Source organism: Affinirhizobium straminoryzae (assembly GCF_007004135.1).
GTDB lineage: Bacteria > Pseudomonadota > Alphaproteobacteria > Rhizobiales > Rhizobiaceae > Neorhizobium > Neorhizobium straminoryzae.
Map to the genome: position 1 here is coordinate 35,377 of NZ_VJMG01000051.1, position 16,121 is coordinate 51,497.

The following is a 16,121-nucleotide window of genomic DNA, read 5'->3' on the forward strand; positions in this document are numbered from 1 at the left end:
TTTCCCGGAATCACAGTCAAGAGTCTTTGGCACCGATTTGGTGAGCGGAGTTCTTTTGCCTAAAGAAAGGTGAGAGAGAAATGCAGATGGGACATGTGACGACGCCCTTTGGGCGGCGATCAATGACGCTTGCTTTGGTGAAAGGTCAGCTTGACGTCGGGGCGTCTAAATCAACGCGTCGAGTTGATAAATGGAAGGTGTTTCGTGACATCAGCGAAGCTCGTGTGCGTTTTGGACTCCAGGATAGAGCCCTTGCTGTCCTGGACGCCCTTCTTTCCTTCCATCCCGACGGTGAACTGGACCCTGAACAAACGTTAGTCGTCTTTCCCTCTAACGCGCAGCTTTCTCTGCGCGCTCATGGCATCACTGGCACGACGTTGCGGCGGCAGCTGTCGGCACTCGTGAACGCCGGCCTGATACAGAGACGCGACAGCCCTAATGGGAAACGCTACGCCCATCGCAATCTCGATGGAGAAATCGAGCAGGCTTTTGGTTTCGATCTTGCTCCGCTTGCAGCACGTGCAACTGAGATAGCCGCGATTTCCCAGGAAGTAGCAGCAGAACGCATGCGATTTAAGCGCGCAAAGGAAGCCCTAACGATCTGCCGACGTGACGTGCGCAAGCTGATTTCGGCCGCTCTCGAAGAGAATGCCAGTGGCGACTGGGGAGCCATTGAGGCTCTCTATGTCGACATCTTGGCGCGGCTCCCACGCAATGCGCGTCGCGCCGAGGTCGAAGCAGCGCTCGATGAGATGTCCCTCTTGCGGGAAGAGATCGTCAATCGTTTGGAAATCCTACTAGATGCCAGGAAAATGGCTAGCAATGATAGCCGAAACGGATGCCACATACAGAATTCAAATACCGAATCCATAAGTGAATCTGAACCTGCCTCTGAAAAAGAGGAGGACGAAAAGTCGAGGTTGGCTCCACAATTGGGGCGAAGTGCGACTCCAGCTCGTCATACTGATCCAATGAAGGTGTTTCCCCTGACCATGGTGCTGCGTGCCTGCCCGCAGATGATCGACTATGGACCGGGCGGCAAGATTGACCATTGGCGTGATCTGCAGGCGGCGGCAATAGTTGTTCGATCGATGCTGGGCGTTAGCCCATCGGCCTACGAGGATGCTTGCGACGCTATGGGGCCGGAGAGTGCCGCGGTGGCGATGGCGTGCATTCTCGAGAGATCAAACATGATCAACTCGGCCGGTGGCTACCTTCGGGACCTGACAAGACGTGCGCAAGATGGAGAATTCACTCTCGGACCGATGCTGATGGCGCTCCTGAGAGCCGCTGGATCGACGGAGAAGCTCGCTTGCTAGAAGCCAGGTTGATGCGCTCGCCGATAATCGTCCCCATGGTCCCGACGAGGAACCTTGTCAGCCGTTTTTTTTGGGGATTTATGTCATAAAAACAGATTGTTAGAGGAGTTGAGGTGGGATGCGATAGTGCTGGCCTGTCTAAAGGGTGTGGCATCTATTTTGCCTCAGATCCTGCGGCTTTGAAAAAGTTCCGGCATTCGGTAACCGAGAAGAGAGAGCGTTGATGTCGCCGAGCGCTTGGGCAAATAGTATCAAAGCTTCTGGCGGCTCGCTTTCGTGAGAGCGCCTGAGCTTTGAGAACGCCATTTCGATGGGGTTCAGGTCGGCTAGCCAACGAGCCTTGCGGCTTTGCCGCTCCGCCGCGTCGCGCTGATGTAACATTCTGAGGCTTGCTGTACGGAACGATGCCATGACTGCTCCATGGCTTTCGGCAGAGGGACGCCACGATTGGCCGCTTCTGTCAGATAGCCAGAGCGCAGCGTATGGGGCAAAAATTCGGTGTGATCGAGACCAGCCAGCTTGGCGCGCTGCTTGACTATGTCGTTGATCAACTTCGGATCCAGCGCCGCTTGGAAACATTGCCCCATCTATCGATGGCCCGGAAGATTGCACCTTTGTCGATCCGCGCTACTTCAAGCTAGCGCGTTCAGCGCCTCAATGGCGCTGGCCGCTAAGACAGGCAATTTCGTTGTTTTCCGCTCCACTGGTCTTCGTGCGACCAAGATAAATGGACAGGAAGGGAAGGGGAGGCGAATCGTGTCAGGCTGAACCGTCCCGGCTTTGCCGGAGACCGTTTGGTTTAAGTTATGCGGCCATGGCTGGCGCGTCCAGCATGGCATAATATCGTTCTTCTGCTTCGGCTGGCGGTATGTTGCCGATAGGCTCCAGAAGGCGTCGCTGGTTAAACCAGTCGACCCATTCCAGCGTGGCGAACTCCACGGCTTCGAAGTTGCGCCATGGTCCTCGGCGATGGATGACCTGGCGAGGACAATTTGCGCTGCGTTGATCGCTCCGACGTCCGTCTTCCCGTCACCATAAACACCTCCAAGTTGGGGGTGTTGTGGCGACCGGTTGAATCTGCCCAATACACAAGCGAGCAGTTCCAGCGTCTCATGGCCGATCACGGCATCACGTGCTCGATGAGCCGATCCGGCAATGTCTGGGACAATGCCGCGATGGAAAGCTGCTTCTCATCACTCAAAACGGAAAGGACAGCTCGCAAGGTCTACAGGACCAGGGACGATGCAAAGGCGGACGTGTTCGACTACATTGAGCGCTTCTACAATCCAAAGCGTCGCCATTCGACGCTGGGCTACCTCAGCCCTATGGAATTTGAAAACAAGGTGGGATTAGCCTAACTCGGCGTCCGAAAAACCGGCAGCATGCCACACGCAGCAAATCGGCATCAGCACTTTTCTCAACGAGGGAGTGTAGGTCCATCATGTCGTCGGTCATCGGCGGTGTCCCTCAGGTTGGTCATAAGCAACCCGACCCTACCGGAAGTCACCGATAGCTATGAAATCCAGCTACACCACTTCCCGGGACTCGATCTTGTGTAGTCAGCTGACTACAGGTTAAGTGCTTGAATTTATGAATGTCGAGACGGAAGTCGGGATCGTAATCCATTAGAAGGTTTAGCTTTCCAGGCCACGCAAAAACTTCTGAATCGTTCTCCCTATGAGAACGGCACTTCCAATATCGGGGGGTAAGGTTGGGTAGATATTGTTCACCGGTCCGGACGGGTCGTGAAGGCACTTGGCTATGAAGGTCCCGATACGTTACTGCACATTTTGCAGTTCCTGATAAAGCTCGAATTTTTCTTGGTGAAAGGCGGCGGAGGCCTCTTGTCTGCGGGCAGCGTCAGGGAAACGCTCCGGTCCGGAGGCAACAATGCCTGGAAGCGACGAAACGAGGTGGATATCATCCTAAGGCGGCGCAATACTCCGTGCGTCGAGCATTGGTCACATAAGGGTATCAACAACCGCGCCGAGAATTCACATCTTCCCGTGCGACGACGGGAGCGGCGCATGATGCGCTTCAAGTCGGTCCGGTAATGCCAGCGTTTCGTCTCAACCCATGGCCAGATCGCCAATATTTTCCTACTTCGCCGACAATACGTCACCGCCGCACATCATCGCCAGCTTCGCTCCCATGCCATCGGCACATGGCGGGAAATCGCTTCGTCGATTGGTGCGTGAAATTAAGGCTGAGACGACTACCGCATCCCAAGCTAGATTAAGGCGACGCTACCCATAGCCTCAGGAAAAGTGCAGCCCGGCTTGGCCTCCGAGCTGCAAAACCTCAGAGGAATCCGATCGAGATCCACGGAATGGCGGCGACGATGATCAGGCCGACCAGCAGTGCGATCATGTAGCCGACGATCGGCTTCATGCCCTCGTCCGGCGTGATGCGGCTGATTGCGCAGGCGGCGTAATAGCCGACGCCGAAGGGCGGGGCGAACAGACCCATGCCCATGGCGAGGATCACCACGATGGAATAGTGGACCTCATGCACGCCGACATCGCGGGCAATCGGGAAGAGAAGCGGGCCAAACAGCACGATCGCCGGTATGCCTTCGAGAACGGAGCCGAGAATGATGAAGGCGACGATGGAGACCGCAAGGAAGGTCATGGCGCCGCCCGGCATGTCACGCATGACCTCCGCCAGTTCGGTGGAGAAGCCGGATTGCGTCAGGGCCCAGGCCATCGCGGTGGCGGCACCGATGATCAGCAGGATCGCGCCCGACAGAGCGGAGGCATCGACCAGCATCGGATAGATCCGCTTCCACTCGAACCGGCGGTAGATCAGGAGACCGGCCAGCACGGTATAGGCAATGCCAATCGTCGAGACTTCCGTTGCGGTTGCCACACCTTCGATCACGGCGGCCCGGATCAGGAACGGCAGCGCGATTGCCGGAAGCGCGATGATGAAGCTTGCGGCGATCTCCTTCCAGCTGGCGCGGCGGATGCTGGACAGGTCCTCGTGGCGATAACGCCACCAGACAACGGCCGCCAGCGTGAGGCCCAGGATCACCGCAGGCAACAGGCCGCCGGTGAAGAGGGCAGCGATCGAGACGCCCGTGACGGAACCGATGGTGATCAGAACGATGGAGGGGGGAATGGTTTCTGTCTGGGCGCCGGTGGCCGACAGCAGCGCGACCAGATCTCCCGGCTTGGCGCCCCGCTTCTGCATTTCCGGAAACAGCGCCGGCGCGACCGCGGCCATGTCTGCGGCCTTGGAGCCCGAGATGCCGGAGACCAGATACATCGCACCGATCAGAACATAAGAAAGCCCGCCCTTCACATGGCCGAGAAGGTTGGCAAGAAAGCCGACCATGGCGCGGGCCATGCCGGTCATTTCGATGAGCAGGCCGAGCAGAACGAACAGCGGCACCGCGAGCAGGATGATATGGCTCATGCCCTCATCCATGCGGCCGATGACGACCATGGTCGGCGTCGTGGTGGTGGAGGCGATGTAACCGAACGTGGCCAGCCCGAACGAGAAGGCAATCGGAACGCCGAGAAATACCATGGCGCCGACGCCAAGCACGAAGAAGAGCAGCAGGTTCCAGTTGCCGAGCCCGCTCAGCACCGGCCCGATCAGTGTGACGGCTGCGACCACGATGGCGACACCCGCCAGCGCCAGGATGACCTGACCCCAGTTTCCCTTCTGCAGAAGGCGCAGTGTTGCAATCAGCAGCATGAAGAAGATGCCGACGGGCAGTGCAGCAGCACGCCAGGCATTGGGAATTTCAAGCGCCGGCGTCGTGACCCAGACTTCCTCGGCGGCAAAATGATAGGCCGGCGTAACCGTCAGCAACAGGAAGGCAAAGGCTGCAGCGATCGCGACAAGATCGAGAAGCGAGCGCCACTGCGGCTGCAGGGCGCCGACAATGGCGGTCATGCGCATGTGTTCGCCACGTCGGAGCGCAACGACCGAGCCCAGCATGGCCAGCCAGAGAAACAGGATGCCGGCGAGCTCGTCGGACCAGATGAGCGGTTGATGCAGCGCATAGCGCCAGATTACGCCCATCATCAGCACCACCACCTCGGCAAGAAGCAGCAGGGCCGCAGGAATTTCGACCATCAGGCCGATGATCCTTTCAGCGCCGGCCGCCAGCGCGGCGATCCCGGCCGGTGCGACAGGCTGGATGTCCGTTTCATGATAATGTTGGGCTGTCATGGCCAATTTCCTCCCTTCGTCTCGCAAATGCCTGCCTGTCGTGCCCGTGGTGACGCGCATCGCGATGCGGGCTACACGGCGGCTTCGTGTCTCGTGGGCATGCCGGTGCGCATCCCGCATTGACATGCCGATCGGCGTCTCACCGGCGGAATGAACCCGTCCCGGTGAATGTTTTCGGCTGCAGCGCTCCCCATCGCGGCAACCGGGTATCATCTGGGGCCCGTCCTCCTTCCGTGCCCCCGGCACGCGCGGCGCGGCGGGACGGCAATCCTCTATCTGCCGAGCGGGCCGGAGACCTTCTCCAGACTCTTCCAGGCATCCTCACCGTATTTCTGCTTCCAGTCGGCATAGAAGCTGGTCGAGGCGAGCACCTTGCGGAAATCGTCCTGCTGGACCTCGATAAGGTTGATGCCCTTGCCCTTCAGATCCGCCTTCAGGCTTTCGCTGAGGCGGGCAATGTCGGCGCGCTGGTCGAGCGCCGAACGATCCAGTTCGCGCGCGACGATGTCCTGCAGGTCCTTCGGAAGACGGGCGAAGGAATTCTTGTTGCCCAGAACCCAGTATCCGTCCCAGACATGGTTGGTCAGGCTGACGCTTTTCTGAACCTCGTAGAGGCGGGCCGTGGAAATGATGGCCAGCGGATTTTCCTGGCCTTCGACGACCTTGGTCTGGAGAGCCGAGTACAGTTCGTTGAAGTTGATCGGCGACGGTGCCGCGTCCAGTGCCTTGAACAGGGATGTCAGGGCAGGCGCCGGCGGAACGCGCAGTTTGAAGCCCTTCAGGTCGTCGGGTGTCTTGATCTCCTTCGTGGACGAGGTGATCTGACGAAAGCCGTTGTCCCATATCTTCGACATGGCAAAGATCGGGGTCTTGCCGATCATCTCACGGATATGCGCACCAAGCTCGCCATCCATCGCCTGCCAGACCTGGTCATAATTCTTGAAGGCAAAGCCGAGGCTGGTGATGCCGGACAGCGGCACGAAGGTGGCCAGAACCAGCGAGGACAGGTTGAAGAAGTCGACCGAACCGTTGCGGACCTGCGCGAGAAGATCGGTGTCGGAACCGAGTTGGTTGGCCGGATAAAGCTTGATCTCGACCTTGCCGGATGTCGCCTCGCGGATGCGGTCGAAGGCTTCCTTGGCGCGGATGTTGACGGGATGCGTCGGATCCTGGCCAGTCGCGTATTTAAGGGTGAATTCGGCCGCCGAGGCAGGGTGCTTCAGCACCGTCAGCAGCGGCAAGGTCAGCGCGCCGGTCATCAGCGTGCGGCGCTTCATGGCGAATGCGATGTCTTTCATATGTCCTCTCCCATGGATCCGTGTGGCCCGCCGTATCAGGCAGACCAAAGCATGCAGTTCACCATTCGACGGCCTCGTCTCCCGCCGTCGAACACCTGCGTTACGATCAAAAAGTCTGGTCTCCGTCGCTGGCCACGCGGTAGGGCATGGCCGGCTCCGCGAAGCCGGTTGATGCCTCAGCCGAGGCCGCGACTGCCTTGAGCCACCGCGGTCAGTGGATCAGCGAGCCGCCGTTCACATCGACCTCCGTGCCTGTGCAGTAGGCGGCCAGATCGGAGGCCAGGAACAGGGCGCAGCCCGCCACGTCAGAGGCTTCGCCAGCCCGGCCCATCGGAATGCCTTCAACGATCTTGTCGAGCATCTCCGGCGTCAGCTTGCCGGCGGTGATATCGGTCGCGATAAAACCGGGGCAGATGGCGTTGACGCGAATGTTGGCGGGAGCCAGTTCACGGGCCATGGCCTTGGTCAGGCCGAGAACGCCGGCCTTTGCCGCCGAATAGTGCGGTCCGCCGAAAATACCGCCGCCGCGTTGCGCAGAGACCGAGCTGAGATTGACGATGGAGCCCGACCTGTGCTCGCGCATGCCCGGAATGACGGCCTGGCTCATGTAGAGCGTGCCGCGCAGATTGACATCGAGCACGGCGTCGTAGTTCGACGGGCCGATATCCATGATCTTCAGTGGCTGGGTGATGCCGGCATTGTTGACGAGAACGTCGATACGGCCCCACAGCGTCAGCAATTCGGCAACGGCCGCATCGCAGGCCGCCTTGTCGGTGACATTGCAGGCCAGACCGACGTGCTGAGCCCCGAGATCGGCTGCAGCAGTCTTGGCGGCCGCCGCATCGAGATCGAGGATGGCAACTGTCGCGCCATGGTCCGCGAACAGTCTTGCGGTGGCCTTTCCGAGGCCGCGTGCCGATGCGGCGCCCGTTACAACGGCAAATTTACCCTTCAGAAGGCTCATGAGCCTTTCTCCTCCCTGTCTGCTGTTTGAAGACGTGGGCAGGCTCCTCAGAGCCAGCCCTTGATCTGTTCCGCGACCTTGCCCACCGAAATGCCGTACATCTCGTGCAGCGTCGGCAGTGCGCCGGCCTCCAGGAACTGGTCCGGAAGGCCGATCATCCGGAAGCGCGGTGCGATGCCGCGTGACAGAAGCCCGGCGGCGACTGCCTCACCCAGTCCGCCCATCACGGTGTGGTTCTCCGCTGTGACCACCAGTCGCCCGCCCTTTGCCGCCTCCGCAGCAATGGTTTCCAGATCGAGGGGCTTGATCGTCGGGCAATGCAGCACCGCGACATCGATCTTGTCCGCGGCGAGCTGCACCGCGGCATCAAGCGCGCGCATGGTCATCAGGCCAGTGGAAATAACGAGGACATCATTCCCCTCGCGGATCATCTGTGCCTTGCCGAGCTGGAAGCGATAATCCGGCTTGTGTTTCCTGAGCACCGAGGGAACCCTGCCGCGCAGAAGACGCGCATAGACCGGACCTTCATGGGCGATCATCTGCGGCACCATGCCGACGATGTCGTCGGCGTCGCAGGGATCGATCAGCGTCATGTTCGGCAGGCCGCGGAAGATCGCCAGATCCTCGGTCGCCTGGTGGCTTGGTCCGTATCCGGTCGTCAGGCCCGGTAGCGCGCAGACGATCTTGACCGGCAGGTTTTCCTCAGCAATCGCCATGGCAATGAAATCATAGGCCCGGCGCGAGGCAAACACGGCATAGGTGGTGGCAAAGGGCAGAAAACCTTCGCGGGCAAGGCCGGCCGCTGCTGACATCAGAACCTGTTCGGCCATGCCCATCTGATAGAAACGATCCGGCATCGCTTGCGAGAAGATGTGCATGTCTGTGTATTTGCCGAGATCGGCGGTGAGGCCAAGGATGCGCTCATCCTTTCGCGCGGCTTCGACCAGAGCATGGCCAAAGGGCGCGGCAATGGTGTCATATCCCTCCGCCGCAAGCGAAGCGATCATCGCCGAAGTGGCCTGGCGTTCGCCTTCGGGAAGCTTGCGGACTTCGTATTTGCGGGCCATGGATGCGAGGGTCATGCGGGTTTTCCTTCTTCCAGAACGGCGAGCGCCTTGTCCCATTCATCCGCTTCGACGCGGACGAAATGGGTGATTTCGCGCCTTTCGAGGAAGGGCACGCCCTTGCACATGGTGGTATCGAAGATGATGACCCGGGGCTTCGCGTCCTTGACGGCACGGGCCTTGTCGAAAGCATGGACCACGGCTGCCAGATCGTTGCCGTTGACCCGCTGGGCGTGCCAGCCGAAGGCTTCCCATTTCTCGGGAAGCGGTTCGGAGCAGAGCATTTCGGTGGATTTGCCGTCGGCCTGCTGGTCGTTGAAATCCACGAGGCAGATCAGGTTGTCGAGCTTGTGATGGGCGCCGGACATAGCCGCTTCCCAGGTCGAACCTTCACCAAGCTCTCCATCCGACATCAGGTTGTAGACGACAGCCTTGTTGTTCTTCCGCTTCAGGCCCATGGCCATGCCAACGGCTATGCCAAGCCCGTGGCCGAGCGAACCGCCAGTGATTTCCATGCCGGGCGTATAGGAGGCCATGCCGGACATCGGCATGCGGCTGTCGTCCATGCCATAGGTCTCAAGCTCGTCCTCCGGCAGGATGCCGGCTTCCATGAGAACGGCGTAGAGCGCGATGGCGTAATGGCCGATCGACAGAAGAAAACGATCGCGGCCTTCCCATTCCGGATCTTCCGGACGGTATTCGAGGGCGTGGAAATAGGATGCGGCGAGAACGTCGGCGATCCCGAGTGCCTGGCCGATGTAACCCTGGCCCTGTACCTGGCCCATCAGAAGGGCCTTACGACGGATATTCCATGCCCGCAGTTCCAACGATACGTTGGAGCGCGCCACGGAGCGGCTTGCCAAATTCATAGTCTCCTCCCGGCAATTCATGCAGCTGGAGATAGCATTGCCGAGGGCGGAATGATTTGAAGAAAAGAGAAAGACCTTTGAAGCCAGCCTTAATCAATTATCAAGGTCACGGTCAGAGACCCCAGGGTTTGACGTCGATCAGATCGGTCGGCGAACCGGGGCGGAAGCGGCAGCCCAGCCCCTTCAGATGGGCGCGCGCCATGTCGTCATGGTTCTTGCAAGACAGCGTCAGCCATTGGGAAAAACGCTGCACGATCCGGCGGTTGAGGTGACGGGATGGGCAGACGAACCAGTAGGCCGGAAAGTCGATGACCTCGAAATCGGTGGAAAAGGGTACCAGTTCCCCGCGCTGCAATTCGCCGAGGCAGAGTGTCACGCTGTCGAGCGCGATGCCGCCTCCCTGCTTGGCCATTTCGATCGACATGGAGGAGCGGTCGAAACGCAAGGGATAGTTGATTTTCGGAATGTGGATCTTGTTGAAGGCCAACCAAAGATCCCAGCGATAGAGCGTCTTGACGCTGTCGATCAACCTTGCTCCGGCAAGCTGGCGCGCCGGATCCGGATCGATCGCCCGCAACCGCTCAAGATAGGCGGGACTGCAGAGCGGAAGAACGAGATCGTGCATCAGCGGGGTGACGGCAACGCCCGTCCACGTGCCCATGCCGTAGCGCAGGTCCACATCTACGTTTTCCGTCTCGAAGGCGGAGAAATCCGGCGTGGCATCGATGCGGATGTTCCAGTCCTCGTTTTCCGCCGCAAAGGCCCCGACCCGCGGCCCAAGCCAGCGCACGCCAAAACTTGGACTGACACGGATGACGAAATTGCGCCGGTCGCGCTGGAAGGAAATGGCGGAGCGGGCATTGCGGATGGCACCGAAAGCCTGTGTCGTCGTCTGGAACAGGCGGTCGCCGTCCAGCGTCAGGACCAGGCGGCGTTTCTCGCGCCGGAACAGCTTGACGCCCAGCTGCGCCTCCAGGATAGACAACTGCTGGCTGACCGCGGACGGGGAAATGCCCAGTTCTTCCGCCGCCTTGGTCACGCTGCCGAGCCGTGCGACAGCTTCGAAATATTCCGTGGCCTTGAGATTGAGATCGCGCATGGGCTCCATGGTAGCGGATCGGCGTGCATCGATCCATCGTCAGCGACGGTCGCGCCCGCCATTGGCCGTGGCACGCAGTCGCGCACGGCCGTCACGCTCGTGAGACATTCATTTTCGCTGCAGTCGGTCAAAGCAGGTAAAACTTTTCGGCATTGTCGTGAAACAGCTTCATCCTGTCAGACTTCGGATAGGCGGCGGTAATGCTCTTGAACGCATCGAAGATCGCATCATAGGACGAGAAGAGCTTGTCGACGGGGAAGTTCGAGGCGAACATGCAGCGATCGACGCCGAAGATCTCGATCGCCGCCTCGACATAGGGGCGGATTGTTTCGGTCGTCCAGGTGAAATCGCCCATGCCGAGCCCGGAGATCTTGCAGGCGACGTTGTCGGCTTCGGCCAGCTTGCGCATGGCCTTGCGCCAGCCGTCGAAATGCTCCTGCCCATCCACCTGCATGCCGGTGTGGTTGAGGATGATCTGGGTGTCGGGAAAATCCCTCGCCAGGTCGTAAAACTCCGCCATCTGCCAGTAATAGAGCTGCAGGTCGTAGGAGAGGTTGCGTCTTGCGAGTTCCCGGAACCCCCGCCGCCATTCCGGCGTGCGGCTGACCTCGGGACGGTCCAGATAGGTCTTCGCTGGATCCGGGTGATAGTTCATCGATTGGCGGATGCCGCGAAAGTTTGCGTATTGCAGATGGCCGTCCAGCAGGTCCGCCACATCCGGCTTTCGAAAATCGGCATAGCCGACGATGCCGTTCGGAAAGCCGCAGCGGTCCGCGATCGATTGCAGCCAGCGGGTTTCGCCCACGGGATCCTTCGGATCGTATCCGACATCGAGGTGGACGGATTTCACCAGATTCTGGTTCTTCGCGTCGGCCAGAAAGTCCTCGATCAGATAATCGGAGATGATCGCGGAATAATCCCCGAAGGCGGAGGGCTTGGGCCCGTCGTTCAGCCAGGGATAATAGTTGTTGGTGATGTCCCACAGATGGTGGTGGGGATCGATCAGGGGGATGTCGTTCATCGAGGCAAACCGATCGGATCAAGAGGGCGATTGAGTGGACAAGGCCGGAGGCGATCAGAACCGCCTCCGGCGACAGCATCCTGCCGAAAACAGGAACCGGCACGATGCTCTGGACGATCACTGCGGGAAGACGCGGGCAATGACCTTCTTCGCCGCATCGGAACTGATGTCGGCAGCCTTCACCAGCGGCATAACGAGCGCCATGTTCTGCGTCGTCTTTTCCCCCTTCAGGGCCTTGTAGACCTGTTCCGTCGCATCGATACCCTGCCCGACGGCCTCCTGGAAGAAAATGCCCTGGATGGCACCGTCCTTCAGCAGCTGGATGGTCGTCGGGCTGCCGTCCGCGACGGTGACGCCGACCTTGCCGGTCAGACCGCGGGTCGCAAGCGCCTTGGCCGCGCCACTGCCGGCCTGATCATACATGCCGTAGATAGCCTTGACGTTCGGATGCGCCGTCAGAAGGTCGTTGGCCTGTGTCACGGCTTCATTGATGGTCAGCCCCTTGGTCTCCAGCATCTGGACCAGTTCGCAACCATTCGCCTGGAAGGCTTCCTTGGCACCCTTCAGGTATTTCTGGGCGTTCTCGCGGTCCTGCGGCAGGGACAGCATGCCGACTTCTTTGCCGCCGCGTTCCTTCGCCAGTTCGCAGGTATATTTGCCCTGTGCCAGACCCGTCTCGTAATTGTTGGCGGTGACGGACGAGGTATAGTTCGTCTGCCCCGGCTGCGGGCCGATGCCTGCAAAGGCAACCGGAACCTTCTGCTGTGCGAGGTATGCGAGCAGGGGCGGTGTGGAGGTCGAGCTGACCGGGCCGATCACCACCGCATTGACGCCGCGCGTGACAGCAACGCGGGCATTGTCCATCTGCTTGGCGGGCGAGTTTTCCGAGGTGTATTCGACATAGTTCATGCCGAGATCCTTGGCCTTCTGCTGAACGCCGTGCGCCACCCACTGCCAGTAGTCGATATCGAGCGACGGCGCGATATAGGCGACAGTAAATTTCTTGTCCTCTGCATGCGCCCCTTGTGCAACCAGGACGGCTGCAGCAATGGCGAGTGCCTTCATCAGCTTTTTCATCTTACTCCTCCTCCTCGAGCGATTTATCGATGACTGAACCTGTCGATCAGGACCGCCACCAGGATTGCAAGGCCGGTGACGGAGCCCTGCCAGAAACTGTTGATACCGATGAGATTCACCCCGTTCTGGATGATGGTGATCATCAGGGCGCCGAGCACGGCGCCGACGGCGGAGCCGGATCCACCTGAAAGGCTTGCCCCGCCGATGACGACGGCAGCGATGGCCTGCAGCATGAGGGACGCTCCTGCCGTCGCCTCCGCATTAAGAATGTAGCTGACCGTCAGCAGCCCCGCGAAGGACGCCATGGTGCCGGAGATTACATAGGCCGCAAAACGCGTGCGCTTGACCGGAATGCCGAGCAGATAGGCCGCCATCGGCGAGCTGCCAACGGAATAGAACCAGCGGCCGGCGGTGACCTTGCGCAGCACGAATTCGAGCGCCACGGTGAAGAGCAGGCAGAAGAGAACGAAGTTCGGCAGACCCGGAATTATCTGACCACTGTTAAAGAGCCAGTAATCCGGGGAATCGACGCCGAGCGAGCGACCGTTGGTGACGATGAAGGCAAGCGATGCTGCGACCGCATAAGTGATCAGCGTCACGACGAAGGGCGCAAGCCCCACCAGCGTGATGAGGGCACCGTTGATCGATCCGAATACAAGGCCGACGCCGAGCCCCGCCAGACTGGCGCTCACGTCGCCGAACCCGTTGGCCATGGCAAGCGCGGTAACCATTCCCGTCAGCGAGAAGATGGAGCCGACGGAGAGATCGATCCCGCCGGTGATGATCACCACCAGCACGCCGAGCGACATGATCACCAAGGGAGCCGAGGCCTGCAGGATATTGGCGAAGTTGCCGGCTGACAGCGCCGCCGGCACGAAGATGCCGACGCCGACCAGAAGCGCGATGCAGGCAATGGCAATTGCCATTTCCGAACGATAGGCCGAAAGGATGGACGGTGCGCGTGGCGCCGGAGGCAGGCTGTCGTTCGAAGTCATGGGCTGTGCTTTCGTATTCATGCCGCCATTCCCGTCAGATCTGCGAGCGCGTCTTCGTTGAACCGGTCATGCGGCAGAAGGCCCTTGACCCGGCCATCCGTATCGAAGGCGAGGATCTCGTCGCAAAGTTCGAGAAGCTCGACATTCTCCGTCGACCACCAGACGACGATGGTGCCTTCCTCCGCCATGCGGCGGATCAGGTCGTAAATGTCCCGTTTGGTGCCGATATCGACGCCGCGGGTCGGCTCCTCGAACACCACCAGACGCAGCGACATGCCGAGCCAACGAGCAATCAGCAGCTTCTGCTGATTGCCGCCGGAGAGTGTCGAGGGAAGATCGCGGATCGAGCCTGCCTTCAGCTTCAGCGCATGCACCAGATCGAGGCATTCCCGTCGTTCTGACGCGCGAACCATGTAGCGCTTTTCGCGAACCCGTCGCGAGGCAAGCACATTATCGACGATCGGCAGTTGGGCGAGCACGCCCTTGTGGCGGCGATCGCCTGACACGTAGCCTATTCCAAGTGCCACGGCATCACGCGGCGAGGCCGGCCGGGCCGGCCAGCCCTTCGCATCCAGGCTCCAGGAACTGGAGCGGCCGGTGCCGTTGAGCAGCGCAATCACCTGGCTGGGGCCAGCTGGCGAGCCGGCCAGGCCGAGGATCTGCCCCTTGTGAATGGGGATCACGGCCTCCGCTCCCTTCAGGACGAGGCCTGCCTCTGCCATATCGAAGCGCCGCCGTGAATGCGCCACCTCGCGCGCGCCTGGCTGACCCATTTGCTGCATGATGTCATTATCGGTAAGGCTATCGAGTGGTGTCGCATCTACAACCGTCAGTCCATCGCGGATGATCGTGCAGACATCGCAGAGCTGGCGGATTTCCTTCATTCGGTGCGAGACGAAGACGATGCCGATCCCGGTCTCACGAACCAGCCGCCGCAGCACGGCAAACAGACGCTCCGTCTCACCGGCGGTCAGATTGGCTGTCGGCTCATCGAGCAGCAACACGTCGGCACCAATGGACAATGCCCGGGCAATCTCGACGATCTGCCCTTCATGCATGGATAGGTCTGCCGCCTTGCGGTGGAGCGCGCTCCGTGCCAGATGCGGGTCAAGCAGGGCGAGGGCGTTGTAGGCAAGCTCTGCACGCTGTCCGGCCCGGACGATCGTCAGGCCGGCGGTGGCGTGAACCATGGCGATGTTTTCCGCCACCGAAAGATCCTGCACAAGGGCCAGTTCCTGATGCACGATGGCGATCTTCGGCTCTGCCCCGCGCTGTGAGCCAAGCATTATCTCGCCGTCATCCTTGCGGATGCCGCCTGTCATGATGCGGATCATCGTGCTCTTGCCGGCGCCGTTGCCACCAAGCAGCGCGTGAATCTGACCGGCACGGACGGTAAAGTTCACCCCGCGCAGTACCCGTGTGGCGCCGAAGCTTTTCTGCAGGTTGCGGACGGAAAGGAGCGGCAGATCAGCGTCAAGCATGATGTGCCCACCTTGCAGGCCATGCCGAACGATCCCGTGATGACGGCACGCGGCCGCGCGATTTCTCTGTCATATCAAACTCCTCCCGGTGAGAGACCTTAGTGGAGGGTCGTAGCCGCGGAAATTTACTTAAGTTAAAGAGATGTGAAGCTGGGCTAATGAATGATCGCGCGATCTACCCCAGACAGACAGGCACACCCGTTGACCTCGCATTTGTCAAAGCAATGGAAAGGCTGGGTAGGACGGTCATCCAAGTCATGACCGTTAGCGTTCAAAAGGGATGGCCGGGAGATATAGGTCGCGGCGCGGGATATCTCATCCGGCTATGCTATGAGCACAGAACGACCCAGTGCAAGTCGTGTACGTGGTTCAGGACGAGCGCACCCTCCCGATGGCGGGGTCCGCTTCCTCTTCCTTCAATCACAGATCATTCCACTCGATGTGCTCGGAGGGGAGGGCGGTTCACATACGACAACACGAAGACAACTGGGTGGAGCAGCAGCGCCACCCAGTTGGACATGTCATTAATATGCGACGCCGATCTGCGCCCTGTGACGGGTCGGATTTTCGATCTCGTCGAGAACCGCACGGGCATAATCGATCCCGCTGATTGCCGATTTGCCATTCTCGTCGAACAGCGCCACTTCATCGCCAACACGATAACGGCCGAGATCCTCGCCCGGTTGCCAGGCCGAGAATTCCATTGCAGGGGAAACAAACAGCCAGTCGACGCCAGTGGTGTCCGCGAGCAG

The 16,121-nt window shown here is 60.1% G+C and carries 11 protein-coding genes and 5 pseudogenes; 3 read left to right on the forward strand and 13 right to left on the reverse strand.

What is annotated here, in order from left to right; all coding sequences use genetic code 11:
* Positions 1-80: 80 nt before the first annotated feature.
* Positions 81-1,319 (forward strand): plasmid replication protein RepC, encoded by a 1,239-nt coding sequence (repC, locus tag FNA46_RS17665; RefSeq protein ID WP_143126528.1) that lies wholly within the window; start codon positions 81-83, stop codon positions 1,317-1,319.
* A gap of 326 nt (positions 1,320-1,645) precedes the next feature.
* Here the strand turns inward: repC and FNA46_RS17675 are convergent.
* Both FNA46_RS17675 and FNA46_RS17680 read right to left on the reverse strand, forming a co-directional pair.
* Positions 1,646-2,075, reverse strand: a pseudogene (locus tag FNA46_RS17675) (tyrosine-type recombinase/integrase); the annotation flags it as partial.
* A 48-nt stretch (positions 2,076-2,123) separates the two neighbouring features.
* Positions 2,124-2,300, reverse strand: a pseudogene (locus FNA46_RS17680) (IS3 family transposase); the annotation flags it as partial.
* Positions 2,301-2,392: 92 nt separating this feature from the next.
* Between FNA46_RS17680 and FNA46_RS17685 the strand changes: the two are divergent.
* Positions 2,393-2,677 (forward strand): annotated as a pseudogene (locus FNA46_RS17685) (IS3 family transposase); the annotation flags it as partial.
* A gap of 591 nt (positions 2,678-3,268) precedes the next feature.
* Positions 3,269-3,517, forward strand: a pseudogene (locus tag FNA46_RS17690) (DDE-type integrase/transposase/recombinase); the annotation flags it as partial.
* A 103-nt stretch (positions 3,518-3,620) separates the two neighbouring features.
* On the opposite strand, the gene FNA46_RS17695 reads toward FNA46_RS17690, so the two are convergent.
* The 11 genes and pseudogenes from FNA46_RS17695 to FNA46_RS17745 form a co-directional block, all read right to left on the reverse strand.
* Entirely contained in the window at positions 3,621-5,501 is a 1,881-nt protein-coding gene (locus FNA46_RS17695) for a TRAP transporter large permease (protein WP_143126529.1), read from the reverse strand.
* 272 nt (positions 5,502-5,773) lie between these two features.
* A complete protein-coding gene (locus FNA46_RS17700; protein ID WP_143126530.1) occupies positions 5,774-6,799 on the reverse strand; it encodes a TRAP transporter substrate-binding protein in 1,026 nt (341 codons plus the stop codon).
* Between the two features lie 211 nt (positions 6,800-7,010).
* The gene (locus FNA46_RS17705) at positions 7,011-7,763 is read right to left on the reverse strand and encodes an SDR family NAD(P)-dependent oxidoreductase (RefSeq protein WP_143126531.1); all 753 of its coding nucleotides are present in this window, start codon (positions 7,761-7,763) and stop codon (positions 7,011-7,013) included.
* 47 nt (positions 7,764-7,810) lie between these two features.
* Complete coding sequence (locus FNA46_RS17710; RefSeq protein WP_143126532.1) at positions 7,811-8,845, reverse strand: transketolase family protein; 1,035 nt, start codon at positions 8,843-8,845, stop codon at positions 7,811-7,813.
* Positions 8,842-9,696, reverse strand: a complete 855-nt coding sequence (locus tag FNA46_RS17715; protein WP_143126533.1) for a transketolase — start codon at positions 9,694-9,696, stop codon at positions 8,842-8,844. Before FNA46_RS17715 ends, FNA46_RS17710 begins: the two co-directional genes overlap by 4 nt.
* 112 nt (positions 9,697-9,808) lie before the next feature.
* Positions 9,809-10,795, reverse strand: a complete 987-nt coding sequence (locus FNA46_RS17720) for a LysR family transcriptional regulator (RefSeq protein WP_143126534.1) — start codon at positions 10,793-10,795, stop codon at positions 9,809-9,811.
* A 127-nt stretch (positions 10,796-10,922) separates the two neighbouring features.
* Positions 10,923-11,816: an amidohydrolase family protein gene (locus FNA46_RS17725; RefSeq protein ID WP_143126535.1), complete on the reverse strand. Its 894-nt coding sequence runs from the start codon at positions 11,814-11,816 to the stop codon at positions 10,923-10,925.
* A gap of 117 nt (positions 11,817-11,933) precedes the next feature.
* Complete coding sequence (locus tag FNA46_RS17730; RefSeq protein WP_143126536.1) at positions 11,934-12,893, reverse strand: substrate-binding domain-containing protein; 960 nt, start codon at positions 12,891-12,893, stop codon at positions 11,934-11,936.
* Positions 12,894-12,916: 23 nt separating this feature from the next.
* Complete coding sequence (locus FNA46_RS17735) at positions 12,917-13,888, reverse strand: ABC transporter permease (protein ID WP_143126542.1); 972 nt, start codon at positions 13,886-13,888, stop codon at positions 12,917-12,919.
* Positions 13,889-13,905: 17 nt separating this feature from the next.
* A complete protein-coding gene (locus tag FNA46_RS17740) occupies positions 13,906-15,369 on the reverse strand; it encodes a sugar ABC transporter ATP-binding protein (protein ID WP_143126537.1) in 1,464 nt (487 codons plus the stop codon).
* A 524-nt stretch (positions 15,370-15,893) separates the two neighbouring features.
* A pseudogene (locus FNA46_RS17745) lies at positions 15,894-16,121 on the reverse strand (NAD-dependent epimerase); the annotation flags it as partial.